Below are 19,190 nucleotides of genomic sequence, written 5' to 3'. Positions count from 1 at the left end.
CGCGTTCAAGCCGGGGCCGCTTTGCGCCCCTTCGCGGGCAAGCCCGCCCCTACGAGGACATGCGTGTTCTGTGTAGGAGCGGGCTTGCCCGCGAAGGGGCGCAAAGCGGCCCCAGCTTTTTCCGACCCTGATTACACTTGCTCACAGCAATTTCCAGCCATTTCTGGCATATAGCGTGACCCCGCCCGCCACACCCGATACGCCATCATGAAACCACTGCTGTATATCACCCCTCTGCGTGCCTTGCTGTTCGGTCTGACCCTGGCCCTGTTCGAACTGCTGACCTACCTGGCCAGCGACGCGGTCATGCCGGCCATGCCGGTCGTGGTCAGCGACCTCGACGCCAGCCCCGAATACATACCCCATGCCCTCAACCTGTACCTGCTGGGGGGCGTGGTACTGCAATGGCTGATCGGCCCGTTGGCCGACCGTTATGGACGGCGCCCTTTGCTGCTGGTCGGCTGCGCATTCTTTGGCCTGGCCTGCCTGGCTACCTTCTGGGTCCAGGACATCGGCCTGTTCAACCTGTTGCGCCTGTTGCAGGGCATTGGCCTGGGCTTTGTGGTCACCGTCAGCTACCCAGCTCTGAACGAGGCTTTCAGCGAGGCTGATGCCGTACGCATGATGGCCCTGCTGGCCAACATCGCCTTGCTGTCGCCCCTGCTCGGGCCGCTGGTGGGCACCTTGCTGCTGCAATGGCTGGACTGGCGCTGGCTGTTCGTGGCGTTCGCCATCGGCGCGGTGCTGGCCTGGCTGCTGCTGTACCGCCTGATGCCGGAAACCCTGGGCGTGGAGCGCCGTGACGGCTCGCGGCTGGCGTTCACGCCGATTCACCTGCTGCCACTGTTGGCGGGCTATGGCCAGTTGCTGGGCAACCGCCGCTTCGTTGCAGGCAGCGCCGCCCTTGGGTTGGTCGGCTTGCCGCTGATTGGCTGGATTGGCCTGTCGCCGGTGCTGCTGATTCACGATGAGGGGTTGAGTACCCTGGAGTATGCCTTGTGGCAGTTGCCGGTTTTTGGCGGGCTGATCCTCGGTAACCTGATCATCAACCGTATTGCCGATCGCTACCCGCTGCCAGCCCTGGTGCGTGGCGCGCTCTGGCCATACCTGGCTGGCCTGTGCCTGATGGTGCTGGCGACCTGGTACTGGCCGAGCGTGACCAGTGTGGTGGCCGGCATGTCGTTGTACGCGCTGGGGTTGGGCGTGGCCAATGCGGTGCTGTACCGCATGACGCTGTTCTCCAGCGAACAGAGCAAGGGGCTGGTTTCGGCCATGCTGGGGATGATCACCATTGCCTTGCTGGGGCTCGGTGGAGCGCTGCTGGCGATGATTGGCGCCGGTGCCAGCTTGCTGCATTTTGCCCTGGCGGCAGGGGTGGCGGGGGCGTTGGCGCTGTGGCCGCTGTGGTTTGTGGTGGGTGGGCGGCCTGGGGAAGGGGCTGTAGCTCGATAATCGGTATTGCCGATGCCGGCCTCTTCGCGGGTAAACCCGCTCCTACAAGGCAACGCGTGCCGGCCTCTTCGCGGGTAAACCCGCTCCTACGAGGCAGCGCGTGCTGGCCTCTTCGCGGGTAAACCCGCTCCTACACAGGGCTGGACGCCTTGTAGGAGCGGGTTTACCCGCGAAGAGGCCAGCACAGGCAATACAAAACTTCAGGGCCGCTCAGCCACCGAGTGGTCGTCCGCCACCGGCGTCCCCCGCCCGGCTTCCTGATGCCACTGCAGGGCGATCAGGATCAGCGTAGGCACCCCCAGCAGCGCCGTGATCAGGAAGAAGTCGTGGTAGCCGAACTTCTCCACAATAACGCCCGAATACCCGCCAATCAGCCGCGGCAACAGCAGCATGATCGAACTGAGCAGCGCGTACTGGGTCGCCGAGAACTTCAGGTTGGTCAGGCTTGACAGGTAGGCGACAAAGGCCGAGGTAGCCATGCCGGAGCTGAAGTTGTCCAGTGAGATGGTCACCACCAGCATTTCCAGGTTCGGCCCCATGTCAGCCAGCATCAGGAACAGGATGTTGGTGCCGGCAGAGGCTACGCCGCCGATGAACAGGATGGGCATGATGCCGAAGCGTACGATCAGCAGGCCGCCAACCCCGGCGCCGACCAGGGTCATGATCAGGCCGAAGATCTTGCTGACGCTGGCAATCTGGTCCTTGGTGAAGCCCATGTCGATATAGAACACGTTGGCCATCACCCCCATCACCGTGTCCGACATGCGATAGGTGGCGATCAGGCCTAGCAGCAGCAGAGCCTGCCAGCGGTAGCGGGTGATGAAATCGTTGATCGGGGTCAGCACGGGGGCCAGGCCGCGACGGCCGAGGCTCGACAGGCAGGCCCAGGACAGCAGCACGTAGAGGATCAGGCGCAGGAAGGCGCGGTCTTCCAGCAGCAGGTCGAGCGGCGTGGCATCACCGGAGATCACGCTGGACCAGCCGGTATTGAACATCTGGGTGAAGCTGGCCGGTACCGAGACCAGCAGGATGATCAGCACGAACACCGAGGCCATCTGGTGCACCAGCCCGTAGCGCGCTGCCGATAGCTGGGTGCGCATGGGCACTGGTGGTTCGCGCATGACCAACGTGGTGAACAGGGCGGGCAGCATCATCACCCCGAACATCACGTACGTGCCGGCCCAGGCCTTGTGCAGGTAGCTGAAGCCGGTAGAGCCGAACCACTCGGCGAAGAACAGGGCACCGGCCGTGGCGAGCAAGGCAGCCACCCGGTAGCCGGCCATGTAGCTGGCTGCGAGCGCGGCCTGGCGCTGGTCGTCAGCGATTTCCAGGCGGTAGGCGTCGACAGCGATGTCCTGGGTAGCCGAGGCGAAAGCCACCAGTACGGCCATGGCAATCAGCCAGGAGAGGTGTTGTTGCGGGTCGCACAGGCTCATGCCGACCAGCCCGATCACCACCAGCGCTTGCGACAACAGCAGCCACGAACGCCGGCGCCCGAGGCCGCCAAGCAGCGGCAAGCGCCATTGGTCGAGCAGCGGTGACCAGACCCACTTGAAGGCGTAGGCCAAGCCAATCAGGCTGGCATAACCGATGGTTTCACGGGCAACGCCGGCTTCGCGCAACCATACCGACAGGGTCGAGAACACCAGCATGTAGGGCAGGCCGGCGGCGAAACCGAGTAGCAAAAGTACCAATGTTGACGGGCTGGCATAGGCAGCAAGCGCAGCGCGCCAGGTTTTACGGGGCATGGGCCAACATCTGCCTCAAGTTTTCGAAAACAAAGCGCGCACTCTAACCGCTGTGCTCCATTGGGCGCCAGCCATGGCGCGTCATATCCACACGATTGTTGCTTACATTCACACCTTCCCCGCGTAACCGCGCCCTTTGTTCATCGCCCGACGGGGTGCCCAGCGGCAGGCTCAGCCGGCCACCTGCACCGAGCACCCGGTGCCAAGGCAGGCGTGTGTCTGCAGGCAACTGCCCCAGGGTACGCCCCACCCAGCGCGCCGCACGGCCAAGCCCGGCCAGTTCGGCCAGTTGGCCATAGCTCACCACCTTGCCGGGTGGCACTTGGCCCAGTACTGAATACAGCGCCGTTCGTCGGCCCTCGGCCGAATCAAGGGCGTGCTCATATCCATCAGACATCTCGCCCGCCTTGGGCTGCAGATGAAACCGGACCGGTGGTCTGGTAAATGAGAGTTGAACTCAACGGCATACTCCCGGTCTGTCCTTGCTCTGGTCGTGGGTATCTGGATAATGCCCGGCTTTTTCGTCAAATCGAACCCATAGTCCGCAAACAAAGCCCGTTTATGAATTCTAGATCCTTGTTGTGCCTTCTTGCTGTTTCCCTGTGTGCCTCTCCGGTGTTGGCCGACACTGTGTGGATGAAGAACGGTGACCGGCTAAGTGGCAAGATCAAGGTATTCGACGGCGGCAAGCTGCTGCTGGAAACCCCTTATGGCGGGTCCATCGCCCTGGACTGGAAACAGGTTCAGACGCTGGAAAGCGACCAGGAGATGCTGGTCAAGCAGGACGCCTACAGCGGAGAGAAAGCCAAGTCGCTCAAGGCGGCAGAGCCAGGCAAGGTGACCTTGGCCAATGGCGAGGCACCGAAGACGGTGGAGCTGGCCAGTATCGAGCAGATCATGAAGCCCAAGCCGTTGGTCGAGGATTTCGTGTGGAAAGGTAATGTCGACGTGGCGCTGGACTACAAGCGCGCAGAGAACGACACCGACGATTACGACGTGGGCTTCAAGACCACTGCCCGCCATGGCCGCTGGCGGCACAACGCCGAGGGTGAGTACAACCGCGAGACCAAGGACGACGTCACCACCACCAACAACTGGAGCGCCGAGTACGCGCTGGACCGCTTCATTACCGATAAGTGGTTCTGGCAGGGGCGTGCGGAATACAAGCGCGATCACATCGAAGACCTGGCCCGCCAGCGCACCGTGGGTACCGGCCCGGGTTACCAGTTCTGGGACGATGAGCTGGGTGCGTTCTCGCTGGGCTCACTGATCAACCGCACTGATTTCGAGTACCGGGACGGCGGCAAGGATAATTTCTATTCTGCGGCCGTGAAGTGGGATTACACCCGCTACCTGATCGGCAAGAACGTGCAGCTGTTCACCAACGGCGAGTTCGCCAAGCCGCTGGGTGGCGTGGCCGACTACTCGCTGGATGCCGAGGTTGGCCTGCGCTACAAGGTCACCGAGTGGGCCTCGCTGAACCTCAAGGCGGAGAAGGATATCATCACCGGCACGCGTGAGAGTGACCTGGACAAGACACGCTATACCGCGGGCTTCGGCGTTACCTGGTAAGGCGTCTGGATGCAGGTCAGTGGCACAGGCAGCTGATAATGCTTATCTTGTCCCCAACCCGTCCGCCAGGAGCCGCCCTCAAGTGAGTACCAACGCCATTCGCCCCGCCCGGGAACTGCTGCTCAAGGAATACCGCGGCGTGCTTTCGACACATTCCAGGTCGATGCCTGGCTACCCCTTCGGTTCGGTCGTGCCGTACTGCCTGGACGCCCAGGGCAACCCGCTGATCCTGATCAGCCGCATTGCCCAGCACACCCACAACCTGCAGAAGGACCCCAAGTGTTCGCTGCTGGTGGGTGAGCGCGAGGCCGAGGATGTGCAGGCGGTAGGGCGCCTGACGGTGATGGCCGAAGCGCACAAGCTGGTCGACGAGGCCGTCATCGAGGCCGCCGCCGAACGCTATTACCGCTATTTCCCGGACGCGGCCGACTACCACAAGGCCCACGACTTCGATTTCTGGGTGCTGCAACCGGTGCGCCACCGCTACATCGGCGGCTTCGGTGCGATCCACTGGCTTGACCATGTCACCTTGGCCAACCCCTTCGCCGGCAAGGCCGAGGGGAGCATGATCGAACACATGAACAGCGATCACGCCAGTGCCATTGCCCACTACGTCGAATTGACCGGGTTGCCACAGCACGTACCGGCGCAGATGGTTGGGGTAGACAGCGAAGGCATGCACCTGCGCATCGGCCAGGCAGTGCACTGGTTGCCTTTCCCCACTACTTGCAACACGCCGACACAAGTCCGCGAGGCCTTGGTTTTGCTGGCTCGCGCCGACCATTGGCCGCTTGTGATGCAAGCCGAGGGTTGAAATCCGGAGCGCAGGCATCCATTTGAGGTCTTATTGGAAGGTTATCTTCCGTCGAGGAACCCTTGATGCGTGCTTTTCTACTGCTGTTTCTGATTTTTCCTGTGCTGGAGCTGTTCGTCTTCGTGAAGGTCAGCGCGGCTATCGGTTTCTTCCCGGCGTTGCTGCTGATCATCGCCGGCTCCGCCCTGGGTGTACTGGTCATGCGGGTGGCCGGCCTGGCGACTGCATTGCGCGCCCGTGAAAGCCTGCAGCGCGGTGAATTGCCCGCCGAGGACATGTTCCAGGGCATGATGCTGGCCGTGGGCGGTGGCCTGTTGTTGCTGCCCGGCTTCATCAGCGACGTGCTGGGTGTGCTGTGCCTGCTGCCATTCACCCGCCGCCTGGCGGCGCGCAAGATGCGCGAGCGTGCCGAGGCCCAGGCCATGCGCCAGCGTGCATTCCAGGATGACCCCTTCCAGGCGCAGCCGCGTGATGGCGGCCACCGCCCGAACGTGATCGAAGGCGAGTACGAGCGCCGCGACAAGTAAGAAGGACCGGGGCCGCGCAAGCGGCCCCGGTTTTTTTTGGCCTGATGAAAAATTTTCTATCTCGAGCCTTGTAATTGGATGTGGCGGCCTCATGTATGTGGTCACCGCAAGGTTTCTGGTGGCAACACCAGACATTACACAGGTGGTTCGCTCACAGCGGGCCACCCCCGGCAACGCCGGACAGCATCAAAACCGCCGGTGTCGAACCGGCCGATGAAAACCACAATTTGGGAGAGATCGACAATGAAACTTCGTCCTCTGCATGACCGCGTAGTCATCCGTCGCAGCGAAGAAGAATCGAAAACCGCTGGCGGTATCGTCCTGCCGGGTTCGGCCGCTGAAAAACCAAACCGCGGCGAAGTTGTAGCCGTCGGCACCGGTCGCGTTCTGGACAACGGCGAAGTTCGCGCGCTGGCCGTGAAAGTGGGTGACAAAGTGGTTTTCGGCCCGTACTCGGGCAGCAACACCGTGAAAGTCGATGGCGAAGACCTGCTGGTCATGGCCGAGAACGAAATCCTCGCCGTTGTCGAAGGCTGATTTCCCCCGACTTCCCGTTACTCCAAAGTTTTTCAAGGATTAAACGATCATGGCTGCTAAAGACGTAAAATTTGGTGATTCCGCTCGTAAGAAAATGCTGGTTGGTGTCAACGTTCTGGCTGACGCGGTAAAAGCGACCCTGGGCCCGAAAGGCCGTAACGTGGTACTGGCCAAGAGCTTCGGCGCGCCGACCATCACCAAGGACGGCGTTTCCGTCGCCAAAGAAATCGAGCTGAAAGACGCTTTCGAAAACATGGGCGCCCAGCTGGTCAAGGAAGTTGCTTCCAAGGCCAACGACGCTGCCGGTGACGGCACCACCACCGCTACCGTTCTGGCTCAGGCCATCGTCAACGAAGGCCTGAAAGCCGTCGCTGCCGGCATGAACCCGATGGACCTGAAGCGCGGTATCGACAAGGCCACTGCTGCCGTCGTTGCCGAGCTGAAGAACCTGTCCAAGCCATGCGCCGACTCCAAGGCCATCGCCCAGGTAGGTACCATCTCTGCCAACTCCGACAACTCCATCGGTGAAATCATCGCCGAAGCCATGGAAAAAGTCGGTAAAGAAGGCGTGATCACCGTTGAAGAAGGCTCGGGCCTGGAAAACGAACTGTCCGTCGTAGAAGGCATGCAGTTCGACCGCGGCTACCTGTCGCCGTACTTCGTCAACAAGCCGGACACCATGGTTGCCGAGCTGGAAGGCCCGCTGCTGCTGCTGGTCGACAAGAAAATCTCCAACATCCGTGAGCTGCTGCCAGTTCTGGAAGCCGTTGCCAAGGCCGGCCGCCCACTGCTGATCGTTGCCGAAGACGTTGAAGGTGAAGCGCTGGCTACCCTGGTAGTCAACAACATGCGCGGCATCGTCAAGGTTGCTGCAGTCAAGGCTCCGGGCTTCGGCGATCGCCGCAAGGCCATGCTGCAGGACATCGCTGTCCTGACTGGCGGCCAGGTCATCTCCGAAGAAATCGGCCTGTCCCTGGAAACCGCTACCCTGGAGCACCTGGGTAACGCCAAGCGCGTCATCCTGTCCAAGGAAAACACCACCATCATCGACGGTGCTGGCGCTGACACCGAGATCGAAGCACGCGTCAAGCAGATCCGTGCCCAGATCGAAGAAACTTCCTCGGACTACGACCGTGAGAAGCTGCAAGAGCGTCTGGCCAAGCTGGCTGGCGGTGTTGCCGTGATCAAGGTGGGTGCCGGCACCGAAGTTGAAATGAAAGAGAAGAAAGCCCGCGTTGAAGACGCCCTGCACGCTACCCGTGCAGCCGTTGAAGAAGGCGTGGTGCCTGGCGGTGGTGTTGCCCTGGTTCGCGCCCTGGCAGCCATCATCGACCTGAAAGGCGACAACGAAGACCAGAACGTCGGTATCGCGCTGCTGCGTCGCGCTGTTGAATCCCCGCTGCGCCAGATCACTGCCAACGCCGGTGATGAGCCAAGCGTGGTTGCTGACAAGGTCAAGCAAGGTTCGGGCAACTTCGGCTACAACGCCGCTACCGGTGAATACGGCGACATGATCGAGATGGGTATCCTGGACCCAGCCAAGGTCACTCGCTCGGCGCTGCAAGCTGCTGCTTCGATCGGCGGTCTGATGATCACCACCGAAGCCATGGTTGCCGACCTGCCGGAAGACAAGCCAGCTGCTGGCATGCCTGACATGGGCGGCATGGGTGGCATGGGCGGCATGATGTAAGCCAGCCTTACCCCCTGCACCATCAAAAAGCCCCGGTTCGCGAGAACCGGGGCTTTTTTTTATTGCTGTCGGGGCCTCTTCGCAGCACAAGGCTGCGCTTGAGCCTTGTGCTGCGAAGAGCGTGGATCAACCGACCAGCGGATCACCCACGTGCAGGATCTTCATGCCGTTGGTGCCACCGATAGTGTGGTAGCTGTCACCCTTGGTCAGGATCACCCAGTCACCTTGCTCCACCAGGCCACGTTTGAGCAGCTCGTCGACCGCCGCCTGGCTCACCTTGTCGGCCGGCAGCGCGGCCGGGTCGAAGGCAATCGGGTACACGCCACGGAACATCGAGGCGCGCGCCTGGGTGGCGCGGTGCGGCGACAGGGCGAAGATCGGTACATGCGAACGCAGGCGCGACATGATCAGCGGGGTGTAGCCGCTTTCGGTCAGGGCGATGATCGCCTTTACGCCCGGGAAGTGGTTGGCAGTGTACATGGCCGCCAAGGCGATGCTTTCGTCGCAGCGCTGGAAGGTGGTGTGCAGGCGATGGCTGGACTTCTGGCTGGTCGGGTGCTTTTCGGCACCCAGGCAGATGCGTGCCATGGCCTGGACAGCTTCGATCGGGTAGGAACCGGCGGCGCTTTCGGCCGACAGCATCACCGCATCGGTGTTGTCCAGCACGGCGTTGGCCACGTCGGACACTTCCGCGCGGGTCGGCATCGGGTTCTGGATCATCGACTCCATCATCTGGGTCGCCACGATCACGGCCTTGTTGTTGCGGCGGGCGTGCTGGATGATCTTCTTCTGGATAGCGATCAGCTCGGCGTCGCCGATTTCCACGCCCAGGTCACCACGGGCAACCATCACAGCGTCGGAGGCGGCGATCAGCTTGTCGAGGGTCTCGTCATCGGCCACCGCTTCGGCGCGTTCGATCTTGGCCACCAGCCAGGCGCTGCCGCCGGCTTCATCACGCAGCTTGCGCGCGTATTCCATATCGCTGGCGTCACGCGGGAAGGATACGGCCAGGTAGTCCAGGTCCATTTCCGCAGCCAGTTTGATGTCGGCCTTGTCTTTTTCGGTCAGGGCCGGTGCGGTCAGGCCGCCACCTTTACGGTTGATGCCTTTGTGGTCCGACAGTGGGCCACCGATGATCACCACGCAGTGCAGGGCATCTGCAGTGGCGGTTTCGACGCGCATGACCACGCGGCCATCGTCGAGCAGCAGTTCGTCACCAACGCCGCAGTCCTTGACCAGGTCGGGGTAGTCGATACCGACGATGTCTTGGTTGCCTTCGGTCAGCGGGTGGGCGGTGGAGAAGGTGAACTTGTCACCGATCTTCAGTTCGATGCGCTTGTTGGCGAACTTGGCGATGCGGATCTTCGGACCCTGCAGGTCGCCCAGCAGTGCAACATGGCGGCCGTTCTTGGCGGCGATGTCACGGATCAGGCGCGCGCGGGCCTTGTGCTCGTCCGGTGTGCCGTGGGAGAAGTTCAGACGTGCCACGTCCAGGCCGGCGAGGATCAGTTGTTCGATCACTTCCGGCGAGTTGCTGGCGGGGCCAAGGGTGGCGACGATTTTGGTGCGGCGGATGCTCATGCACAGACTCCTATAGTGAAGCGCAGCGAAAGGCTACTCCTGAATCTCGCTGTAGTCATTGTTCCGTTGCACTACCTGCAACCAAGGCAGGGTGGCATTTGAACGGGGCAGGGTATCCTTGCAAAAGGGTGTGAAGATTTGCAGGCAAACGCCGATACACTGGCATCAAAGGAGATCCCCATGCGAGCCCTGATCGTTTTAGCCTTGGCCGCCAGCGCCGTCGGCTGTACCCGCTGGTCCATGGACCACCACCTGAACAATGCCTACCGCGCCTACGACCGCGGCGATTGCGCACGGGTCATGCTCGAACTGTCGCAGGTTGATCGCACCAGCCGTGCCCGGCCGTTCATCCACCCCGAAGTGTCACTGCTGCGCGGCCAGTGCCTGGAGCGCCAGGCGTTGTACGTGGACGCGGCGCAGACCTATCAGTACCTGATCCAGCAGTACCCGGGCAACGAATATGCCTATCGTGCCCGGGCGCGCCTGCAGACCCTGGAAAAACTCGGCCATTTGCGCGGTGCAGAAACGGCCGTGGCCAACCCGGTGACGACCGTACCTTGGCGCTAACACAAAGGTGTGGTTTATTTCACGGGATTTGCTGCGCGTGCTGCGCTAATCTGTAACTCAGTTGTTACAACAACCGCCAGTACCTTGTATTCCTGGCATCAGGTACGGAATACACTCGCGATCATGTTCAACAAGCGCCACATCGAACGTCATCAACTACCTTGTGTCCTCAAGGTGTTCAACCGCTTTACCGGTCAGGAGATCGGCCAGCTAGGCAATGCCTCGGAAAATGGGTTGATGGTCATCAGCCAGCTGCCCGTGTTGGTCGGGCCCGATTACGAACTGCAACTGCGTATGCCCCTGCCTGGCGGCGGGCACCAGTTCGTCAACCTCACTGCCAGTTGCCTGTGGTGCCGCGAGGACCAGACGCCTGGGCACTACGATTCGGGCTTCATGCTGCTGCAGTCTCCGCGCGAGTACGATGATTTCGTACGTTCGTTGCGCGACTATTTCAGTTTCCGCCCCGCCAACGCTCCCGTCTGAACGTTCATTTTTCAGAATCGCGCTAGAATCGGGTCGACCTTGATACAGGACGACCCCGTGACCTCCAGCATTTTCTGGCACGACTATGAAACCACCGGCATCAACCCGCGCTGCGATCGGCCGCTGCAGGTGGCCGGCCTGCGCACTGACTTCGACCTTAACGAAATCGACGAGCCAATCAGCCTTTATTGCCGACCGTCGGACGACATCCTGCCGCACCCGGCGGCCTGCCTAGTGACAGGCATTACGCCGCAACTGCTGGCGGAGCAGGGCCTGTGCGAAGCCGAGTTCATGACTCGCGTGCATGCCCAGCTGGCGCAACCGGGCACCTGTGGTGCCGGCTACAACACCCTGCGCTTCGACGATGAAGTGACCCGCTACAGCCTTTACCGCAACTTTTTCGACCCCTATGCCCGTGAATGGCAGGGAGGCAATAGCCGCTGGGACCTGATCGACATTGTGCGTACCGCCTATGCCTTGCGCCCGGAAGGCATTGAATGGCCGCAACAGGACGGGCGCACCAGCCTGCGTCTGGAACTGCTGAGCAAGGCCAATGGCATTGACCACGGTCATGCCCACGAAGCGCTTTCCGACGTGCGGGCAACCATTGCCTTGGCTCGCCTGATTCGGCAGAAACAACCCAAGTTGTATGACTGGCTGTTTCAGCTGCGCAGCAAGCATAAAGTGATGGAGCAGGTCCGTCTGTTGCAGCCACTGGTGCATATATCCGGGCGTTTTTCGGCGGCGCGCAATTACCTGGGGGTCGTATTGCCACTGGCCTGGCACCCGCGTAATCGCAATGCACTGATTGTCTGCGACCTGCATCAGGAAACCCTACCGTTACTGCGGGAAAGTGCTGAAGTTTTACGTCAGCGCTTGTACACCCGGCATGATGAATTGGCCGAAGGTGAATTACCGGTACCGCTCAAATTGGTGCAGATCAATCGCTGCCCGGTAGTGGCGCCGCTGTCGGTATTACGCCCGGTCGATCAGCAACGATTGGGCCTGGACTTGACGTTGTTACAATCGCGCGGTGAACAACTGGCCAATCAACAGGCGCAATGGCAAGAAAAGCTGGAGCACATCTATGGCAAGGACGAGTTTGCCCCGAGTGAGGACCCGGAACAGCAGTTGTATGATGGTTTTATAGGTGACCGCGACCGGCGCTTATGCGAGCAAGTTCGTGCGCTGGAACCGGCGCAGTTGAGCCATGGCCAATGGATGTTCGATGATCCGCGTTTGCCGGAGCTGTTGTTCCGCTACCGGGCACGTAACTTCCCTGAAACCTTGACCGGCGAAGAGCGGCAACGTTGGTATGGCTTCTGCCAACAGCGCCTGAGCGACCCGCAGTGGGGGGCGCCGAATACCTTGGGCGACTTCGAAAAGGCGCGCCAGCAAGCCTGGGAGGGGGCCGACGAGGCAGGCAGGCGCGTGTTGGAGGCCTGGCAACTGCATGCTCGACAATTGCAGGAACGCTATTCAATCGGCTGATGGCAGATAAACAAAAACGCCGGCAATGTGCCGGCGTTTTTGTTGTGCGAAGCAAGAGGGCGTATGCGGATAATCAGTCCAGCAGGGTTGCCCAGCTTTCAACCACGTCGCCGCCCCAAGTGGCTTTCCACTCTTTCAGGGTCTTGTGGTTGCCGCCTTTGGTTTCGATCACTTCACCGTTGTGCGGGTTCTTGTATTGCTTGACCTTGCGTGCGCGCTTGGTGGCGGTAGTCTTGACCGAACCACGAGGTGCCTTGCTCAGTTTCGACTCTGGATCGAGCAGGGCAATCACGTCGCGCAGCGACTTGGAGTACTCGCCCATCAGTGTGCGCAGTTTGCCTTCGAACTCCAGTTCTTTCTTCAGCTTGTCATCCTGCGACAGATTGGCCAGGCGGGCCTGAAGTTCCTTGATGGCTTCTTCGGTGGCGCGGTACTCGTTGATCAGGGACATGGAGTGTTCCTTAATGCGTGTTCAGAAATGTGTGGGGCAATAATAGACAGCCCATACTCGCAAGTAAACATAAGATTGGGCCATTAACTGTTAATTAAGCTGTGACAGCATTTCTCTACGTGAACAAAATTTTACATATGCCCCGTGCGTTTCCTCTTGTCTGTCAGGCAGCGCCCGTGTGGCGTTTTCGGGCTTGCATATGCCATCGCGGTAACGATCAATACTGCGTTTTTTCTGGCGGACCGCTAGAATAGGCGCCTTTGCGAAGTTCTGGAGTCTCATTCATGCGCACCTATCGTCTGGTGATCGCCTGCCCCGACCGTGTAGGCATCGTGGCGAAAGTCAGTAATTTCCTGGCCTTGTACAATGGCTGGATCAACGAAGCCAGCCACCACTCCGATGAGCAGAGCGGTTGGTTCTTCATGCGTCATGAAATCCGCGCTGAATCGCTGCCGTTCGGTATCGAAGCCTTCCGTGAGGCGTTTGCGCCGATCGCCGAAGAGTTCTCCATGACCTGGCGCATTACCGACTCGGCTCAGAAAAAACGCGTGGTATTGATGGCCAGCCGTGAGTCGCACTGCCTGGCAGACTTGCTGCACCGCTGGCACACCGATGAGCTGGACTGCGAGATCCCTTGCGTGATTTCCAACCACAACGACCTGCGCAGCATGGTCGAGTGGCACGGTATTCCGTTCTTCCATGTACCGGTCGACCCCAAAGACAAGGCCCCGGCCTTTGCCGAAGTGTCGCGCCTGGTGCAGGAGCATGCCGCCGACGTCGTGGTGCTGGCCCGCTACATGCAGATCCTGCCGCCACAACTGTGCCGGGACTATGCCGAGAAGGTGATCAACATCCATCACAGCTTCCTGCCGTCGTTCGTCGGCGCCAAGCCTTACCACCAGGCCGCCCTGCGTGGGGTGAAGCTGATCGGCGCGACGTGCCACTACGTCACCGAAGAGCTGGATGCCGGCCCGATCATCGAGCAGGATGTGGTGCGTGTCAGCCATGCCGACAGCATCGAGGACATGGTCCGCTTCGGCCGTGATGTGGAGAAGATGGTGCTGGCCCGTGGCCTGCGTTATCACCTGGAGGACCGCGTGCTGGTGCATGGTAACAAGACTGTGGTGTTCGACTGACACCGTCCGGCTTGCTGTGAGATTCCGGGCTGCTGCGCAGCCCTGTCGCGACAGGGGCGCAGAGCGCCCCGGCAATCCTGGGTGAAACGGCAATGACCAAGCAACGCAACAACCCCGTCGCCTCACCTCCACCGACCGTTGGCGAAGGCTGCCTGGCCCGCTACGACCCTGAAGCCCTGGATGACACGGATGGCACCGACTTCCCCGGCGCCGCCGAACTCTGGCAACAGCTCAACCCGCCTGACGCCGCCAGCGCTCCAGCAACGGACGTCCCAGCAGGCACACAAACACCGGCCCCCCAGCCAGCAGATAAAAGTAGTACGTAACCGCCCGCCATATCAGGATTGCCGCAGCTGCGGTCGAGCTGCCCACCAAGGGTGTCAACAGGCTGGCCGACGTCAGCTCGGCGGCCCCGGCGCCGCCAGGCAGCAGACTGAATTGGCCGGCGCTGAGCGACAGCATCTGCACCAGGAAGCTGGGAATCCACTGCAGGTCTACCCCCAAGCCACGCAACACCAGGTACAAGACGCTGTAGCGCAGCCCCCAGTGGATGCAGGTCAGGGTGAACACCAGGCTCAGCCTGCGCTTGGGCAGGCGCCAGGTCTGCGCCAGTGCTGCAACGAAGTGCAGCAGTTTGCGCGCCCAGCGACGTTTGCGCGGCTGGCCCATCCCCATGCGCTGCAACAGCCTGCCGTTCATGCGCATTATCGGGCGCCGGTAGCGCAACAGCCCGATCACCCCGGCCAACGCTGAGCACAGCAGTAACGCACTGCCAAGCAACATGCTTTCCTGGCTGCGGCCCAGGCTGTGGAACAGCGCATAGCCGGCAATCGCCAGCATTGCGCAGAAGAAGAACACCAGGTCGTTCAACTGGTCCATGGCAAAAACGGCGCCGCTGCGCGCCGGGCGGATGCGGTCTCGCGCCAGCAGGGCCATCAGGGTCAGCGGCCCACCACTGCCGCCAGGGGTGGTGCAGATGGCAAACTCGGTGGCCATGACCACGCCCAGGCTGCGAGCATGGCTCAACTGTTTTGCCTGCTCACCCAGCAACAGGCGCAGGCGCAGCGCATTGATGACCCAGCACAACAGAATCATGCCTAGTAGCATGAGCAGCAGGTGCGGGTCGAACCGGCTCAGCCTCGGCAGCAGCTCGCTACCACCCAGCAACGCTGGCACCAGCGCTGCACCCAGCAATGCCAGCGCCAGCCAGGCCCAGCGCTTCATGCTGCCCCCTGGCGCTCCAGCCAGGCAGATTTGGTCAGCGGTTCGCGGCCATCCTTCAACAGTCTCTCCAGCGTGCGCAACCAATAGTCACGGGATGAGCGATGGCGCATGTCTACAGGGTGCAGCCCCAAGCGCAACGTGCTCGCGCCCCGCCAGCGCTGGCATTGCCAGTCGCACAGCGTGCGGGACAGTTTGCGACGCCATGCGCTGCGCGCGCTCCAGACCAGGCCTGGCGCATCAATGGCCGTAAAGTCTGGTAAGCGGTACAGATGCTGAGGTGTACTGGTGTATTTCAGTGGCAGGCGGCACAGCGCTTGCCGCGTGCCCTGGCTCATGAGCCAGGCCGGTGCGACAAACCCTGCCACAGGCCACCCTCGGTCCTCGAACAGTGCCAGGCCCTCCTGTAGCCGGGTAAGCGCTTCGTTCTCATCAAGGCTGTAGAACTCGCCTTCATGGGTATAAATGCGCCGCATGAAGTAGTCGACGGGGCTGCGCGGTACGGGGCCTTCGTCAGCATGGACATAGCCGTGAAGCGCCAGTTCGTCGCCTTTGGCAAGGCGTTCGTCCAGCAGACGGCAGAACGAAGGTGCCTGGTGCAGCGGATTACGTCGATGGAAGTCCGGGACCACCAGCCATGTCATTGGCACGTGGCCCAGCGCGTCCACGGCCCTTACGAACGGTTCGTAGTCCGGCCAGGTTTCCGGGGCAACATCGTGCAACACCAGCATGAGGCTGCGCTGGCTGGCGGAGGGCTCAAGCATGGGCGCGCACCTGCGGCTGGTGGCCGAGCACGGCCTGGTAGTGCTGGAGCAGGCCAGCTACCACGTTATCCCATGAATAATGTTGCTCTACATGGTGACGGGCCTGCACGCCGAGCTCGCGGATACCTGCCTCGAACGCCTCGCGCACGGCGGATGCCATGGCCCGACCATCGTTGGGCGTGCACAGGCGGCCACACTGTTCGTTGATGATTTCAGGGAACGCACCGGCGCGCGCGGCCACCACGGGGGTGGCGCTGGCCATGGCTTCGAGAATGACCAGGCCGAATGTTTCCTGGTCGCCAGCATGCACCAGCAAGTCGGCGCTGGCGATCAGCCGGGCCACCTCTGCAGCCGGGCAGAAGTGATCGATGACGCTGACGTTGTGCGGCACGCTGGCCGGCATGTTCGAGCCCACCAGTAACAGGTGGTAGGGGTCGCCAAGTTGCTGCATGCAGTCAAGCAGCACCGGCAGGTTCTTTTCCCGCGAGCCGCGGCCGGCAAAGATCAACAGGCGGCTGGTGTCGGCAATGCCCAGTTCGGCACGTACATGTGGGTCGCGCCGGGAGGGGTGGAAAGTGGCAAGGTCAACGCCCAGCGGCTGCACATGGACATCGCGCACGCCCAAGCGGCGTAGTTTGTCGGCCATCACCTGGCTGGGGGCCAGTACCCGATCAAAATTGCCGTAGAGCTTGCTGACGTAGGCCTCGACATTGGGTGCGAACCAGTTGCCCATGCGGTTGCTGACCAGTAACGGCAGGTCGGAATGGTAGAAACCGATCACGGGCACGTCGAGCTGGCGCCGCGCTTCCAGCGCCGCCCAGGCGGTCAGGTAGGGGTCGCCAACTTCGATCAGGTCGGGTTTGAGCGTGCGCAGTGTATTGCACCAGGGGGCCAGGCGTACCGGAAACCGGTAGCCCTTGCCAAACGGCAAGGGCGGCGCAGGTACCTGATAGATGCCATCGCCGTGTTGGGCGCTGGCACCGGGAATCAACAGGCTGTGGCGTACGCCGTGAATGGCGTCGAGACGGTGATGTTTGGCATCAAGATAGGTACGTACGCCACCGCTGGCCGGGGCGTAGAACATGGTGATGTCGGCGATGTGCACGATCAGCATCCCTCCGGGATCGTCTTCGGGTCTGTCATCTGGCGTTGAATTGCCGGCGATGAAATGCCTAAAGGTGGACCTATCAGAAGGATAGTTTGTTCGATCGGTTTGAGAGGAGGGGAGTGCGTAATGCCTGGCGCAGCGCAGAGGCTGCGCCAGGCGAATGTGTAGCCTCTATCAGATACGGAAGCTGCCCACCAGGTGCTTCAGGCGGCCAGCCTGCTGCTCGAGGTCGGAGCAGGCGCGCAGGGTCGCTTGCAGGTTCTCCACGCCTTCCTGGTTGAGCATGTTGATCTCGTTGATGTCCATGTTGATCGCCTCGACCACGGCAGTCTGCTCTTCGGTGGCAGTGGCCACCGACTGGTTCATGCCGTCGATCTCGCCGATGCGCACGGTAACGCTGTCCAGTCGCTCACCCGCCTGGTTGGCGATCTGCATGCTGTCCTGGCTGTGGCGCTGGCTCTGGTCCATGGTCTCGACCGACTCGCGGGCACCGACCTGCAGTTCTTCGATCATGGTCTGCACTTGCTGCGCCGACTCCTGGGTGCGGTGCGCCAGATTGCGCACCTCATCGGCGACCACGGCAAAGCCACGCCCGGCCTCACCGGCGCGGGCCGCTTCGATGGCGGCGTTCAGCGCCAGCAGGTTGGTCTGCTGGGAAATGCTGGTGATCACTTCCAGGATCTGGCCGATATTCACGGTCTTGCTGTTCAGTGTCTCGATGTGCGCGCTGGAGGTGACGATCAGGTCGGACAGGCGGTTCATCGCGGCAATGTTGCGCTCCACCACTTGCTGGCCTTCTTCGGCCAGCAGGCGCGCGGAGCTTGCGTGCTGCGAAGCCTGGGCGGCGTTGCCAGCGATTTCCTGAGCCGCAGCGCCCAGTTCGTTGATAGCGGCTGCGACACTGTTGGTGCGGTTGGACTGCTCGTCGGAGTTGGTCATCGACGAGTTCGAAGCGCTGATCACCCGCAGGGCCACTTCGTTGACCTGCTCGGTGGCCGAGGACACTTCGCGAATGCTGCTGTGAATGCGTTCGACGAAGCGGTTGAAGGCGTTGCCGAGGACACCGAATTCGTCGTGGCTGTGGATGTGCAGGCGCTTGGTCAGGTCGCCCTCACCTTCGGCGATGTCTTCCATGGCGCGGGTCATGGTGTGCAGCGGTTGCATCAACACGCGGATCAGCAGGCCGAGCAGGCCGATGATGATCACCACTGCCACTACCGTGGCGATCACCGCAGAGGTGCGGAAGGTGCTGAGCATCGAGAAGGCCTTGTCCTTGTCCACCGACAGGCCGATGTACCAGTTCGCCGACGGCAGGCCGGTAATCGGGCTGAAGGTCAGCAGGCGGGTCTGGCCATCGCTTTGCACTTCGGTCAGCTCGCCGGTCAGTTTCGGCGTGTGCTGCGGGAACAGGTCCGACAGCGACTTCATGACCAGATCCTTATCCGGGTGCACCAGGATCTTGCCCTGGTCGTTGACCAGGAAGGCGTATCCCATGCCGCCGAAGTTCAGCGAGTTGATGATCTGCACCAGACCGTCCAGGGCCAGGTCGCCGCCGACCACGCCAACGCTGCTGGAGACCTTGCTGAGGATGCCGATGACCATCTTGTTGGTGGTCATGTCGATGTAGGGTTCGGTCAGCGTCGCGCCGCTGGCGTTCATGCCGTCCTTGTACCAAGGGCGGGTGCGCGGGTCGTAGCCGTCGGGCATCTTCGCGTCCGGGCGCACGCTGAAACCGCCGTCGACTTTGCCCAGGTAGACCGTGAGGAAGCTGGATATCAGCGCATTCTGACCCATCAGGGTTTCGGCGTTGGCCGGGTCCTGGGCAATGTTCTGCGCCAGGTTCTCCACCAGTTTTATCCGGCCCTCGAACAGGTTGCGAATGTTGGTCGACGTGGAGGCGCCCATTTCAGCCAGATAGTTTTCCAGGTCCTCGCGGATCGCATTACGCTGGAGGTAATCGTTGTAGAGGGTGAAAAGGCTGAAGGCGAGTATCACGATCAGTGATGCCGCCAAAAGAATCTTGTGGCTGAAACGAAGGCTTTTGTTCA

17 protein-coding genes and 2 pseudogenes are annotated in these 19,190 nt (G+C 61.5%); 10 read left to right on the top strand and 9 right to left on the bottom strand.

The features are described 5' to 3' along the window. The first annotated feature begins 207 nt into the window (after positions 1-207). On the top strand, positions 208-1,452 hold the full coding sequence (locus ACI7M0_RS21735; protein WP_020193624.1) for an MFS transporter: 1,245 nt from the start codon (positions 208-210) through the stop codon (positions 1,450-1,452). Between the two features lie 200 nt (positions 1,453-1,652). Here the strand turns inward: ACI7M0_RS21735 and ACI7M0_RS21730 are convergent, their stop codons facing one another. Both ACI7M0_RS21730 and ACI7M0_RS21725 read right to left on the bottom strand, forming a co-directional pair. Beyond that, on the bottom strand, positions 1,653-3,200 hold the full coding sequence (locus ACI7M0_RS21730) for an AmpG family muropeptide MFS transporter (RefSeq protein ID WP_014592267.1): 1,548 nt from the start codon (positions 3,198-3,200) through the stop codon (positions 1,653-1,655). Positions 3,201-3,243: 43 nt separating this feature from the next. Beyond that, positions 3,244-3,597 (bottom strand): MGMT family protein, encoded by a 354-nt coding sequence (locus tag ACI7M0_RS21725; protein WP_020191618.1) that lies wholly within the window; start codon positions 3,595-3,597, stop codon positions 3,244-3,246. Between the two features lie 164 nt (positions 3,598-3,761). Here ACI7M0_RS21725 and ACI7M0_RS21720 point away from each other — a divergent pair, with 164 nt between their 5' ends. The 5 genes from ACI7M0_RS21720 to groL all read left to right on the top strand — a co-directional run bounded on the left by ACI7M0_RS21720 (position 3,762) and on the right by groL (position 8,340). Continuing rightward, a complete protein-coding gene (locus tag ACI7M0_RS21720; RefSeq protein ID WP_129932867.1) occupies positions 3,762-4,772 on the top strand; it encodes a DUF481 domain-containing protein in 1,011 nt (336 codons plus the stop codon). An 82-nt stretch (positions 4,773-4,854) separates the two neighbouring features. Continuing rightward, positions 4,855-5,586: a HugZ family protein gene (locus ACI7M0_RS21715; protein ID WP_064491142.1), complete on the top strand. Its 732-nt coding sequence runs from the start codon at positions 4,855-4,857 to the stop codon at positions 5,584-5,586. Positions 5,587-5,651: 65 nt separating this feature from the next. Then, entirely contained in the window at positions 5,652-6,113 is a 462-nt protein-coding gene (locus tag ACI7M0_RS21710) for an FxsA family protein (RefSeq protein WP_003251903.1), read from the top strand. A gap of 243 nt (positions 6,114-6,356) precedes the next feature. Continuing rightward, positions 6,357-6,650, top strand: coding sequence for a co-chaperone GroES (locus ACI7M0_RS21705; RefSeq protein ID WP_003251905.1), 294 nt, complete (start codon positions 6,357-6,359; stop codon positions 6,648-6,650). A 49-nt stretch (positions 6,651-6,699) separates the two neighbouring features. Next, positions 6,700-8,340: a chaperonin GroEL gene (gene groL / locus ACI7M0_RS21700; protein WP_010952474.1), complete on the top strand. Its 1,641-nt coding sequence runs from the start codon at positions 6,700-6,702 to the stop codon at positions 8,338-8,340. Between the two features lie 126 nt (positions 8,341-8,466). Here groL and pyk read toward each other — a convergent pair whose 3' ends face one another. Next, the gene (gene pyk, locus ACI7M0_RS21695) at positions 8,467-9,921 is read right to left on the bottom strand and encodes a pyruvate kinase (RefSeq protein ID WP_003251912.1); all 1,455 of its coding nucleotides are present in this window, start codon (positions 9,919-9,921) and stop codon (positions 8,467-8,469) included. 180 nt (positions 9,922-10,101) lie between these two features. Here pyk and ACI7M0_RS21690 point away from each other — a divergent pair, with 180 nt between their 5' ends. The 3 genes from ACI7M0_RS21690 (at position 10,102) to sbcB (ending at position 12,462) form a co-directional block, all read left to right on the top strand. Further along, positions 10,102-10,488: a hypothetical protein gene (locus tag ACI7M0_RS21690; protein WP_003251914.1), complete on the top strand. Its 387-nt coding sequence runs from the start codon at positions 10,102-10,104 to the stop codon at positions 10,486-10,488. A gap of 123 nt (positions 10,489-10,611) precedes the next feature. Further along, complete coding sequence (locus ACI7M0_RS21685; RefSeq protein ID WP_012053641.1) at positions 10,612-10,971, top strand: PilZ domain-containing protein; 360 nt, start codon at positions 10,612-10,614, stop codon at positions 10,969-10,971. A 57-nt stretch (positions 10,972-11,028) separates the two neighbouring features. Then, on the top strand, positions 11,029-12,462 hold the full coding sequence (sbcB, locus tag ACI7M0_RS21680; protein WP_064491140.1) for an exodeoxyribonuclease I: 1,434 nt from the start codon (positions 11,029-11,031) through the stop codon (positions 12,460-12,462). Between the two features lie 73 nt (positions 12,463-12,535). Here the strand turns inward: sbcB and mvaT are convergent, their stop codons facing one another. Further along, complete coding sequence (mvaT, locus tag ACI7M0_RS21675; RefSeq protein ID WP_003251920.1) at positions 12,536-12,913, bottom strand: histone-like nucleoid-structuring protein MvaT; 378 nt, start codon at positions 12,911-12,913, stop codon at positions 12,536-12,538. Between the two features lie 284 nt (positions 12,914-13,197). Between mvaT and purU the strand changes: the two genes are divergently transcribed. Continuing rightward, complete coding sequence (purU, locus tag ACI7M0_RS21670; RefSeq protein ID WP_003251921.1) at positions 13,198-14,049, top strand: formyltetrahydrofolate deformylase; 852 nt, start codon at positions 13,198-13,200, stop codon at positions 14,047-14,049. A 231-nt stretch (positions 14,050-14,280) separates the two neighbouring features. Here purU and ACI7M0_RS21665 read toward each other — a convergent pair whose 3' ends face one another. The 5 genes and pseudogenes from ACI7M0_RS21665 to ACI7M0_RS21645 all read right to left on the bottom strand — a co-directional run. Further along, on the bottom strand, positions 14,281-15,273 hold the full coding sequence (locus tag ACI7M0_RS21665; RefSeq protein ID WP_104887091.1) for a lysylphosphatidylglycerol synthase transmembrane domain-containing protein: 993 nt from the start codon (positions 15,271-15,273) through the stop codon (positions 14,281-14,283). Next, positions 15,270-16,034 carry a DUF2334 domain-containing protein gene (locus tag ACI7M0_RS21660; RefSeq protein ID WP_129932868.1) on the bottom strand — a complete coding sequence of 255 codons (765 nt, stop codon included), beginning with the start codon at positions 16,032-16,034 and terminating at the stop codon, positions 15,270-15,272. Before ACI7M0_RS21660 ends, ACI7M0_RS21665 begins: the two co-directional genes overlap by 4 nt. Continuing rightward, positions 16,027-17,148 carry a glycosyltransferase family 1 protein gene (locus ACI7M0_RS21655; RefSeq protein ID WP_104962503.1) on the bottom strand — a complete coding sequence of 374 codons (1,122 nt, stop codon included), beginning with the start codon at positions 17,146-17,148 and terminating at the stop codon, positions 16,027-16,029. Before ACI7M0_RS21655 ends, ACI7M0_RS21660 begins: the two co-directional genes overlap by 8 nt. 168 nt (positions 17,149-17,316) lie before the next feature. Further along, positions 17,317-17,913, bottom strand: a pseudogene (locus ACI7M0_RS21650) (methyl-accepting chemotaxis protein); the annotation flags it as partial. Between the two features lie 309 nt (positions 17,914-18,222). Then, positions 18,223-19,047: pseudogene (locus ACI7M0_RS21645) on the bottom strand (cache domain-containing protein); the annotation flags it as partial. Between the last annotated feature and the right edge of the window lie 143 nt (positions 19,048-19,190).

It is taken from the genome of Pseudomonas sp. 10(2024) (assembly GCF_045164175.1).
GTDB lineage: Bacteria > Pseudomonadota > Gammaproteobacteria > Pseudomonadales > Pseudomonadaceae > Aquipseudomonas > Aquipseudomonas alloputida.
This window is presented reverse-complemented; position numbering and strand designations above follow the sequence as displayed.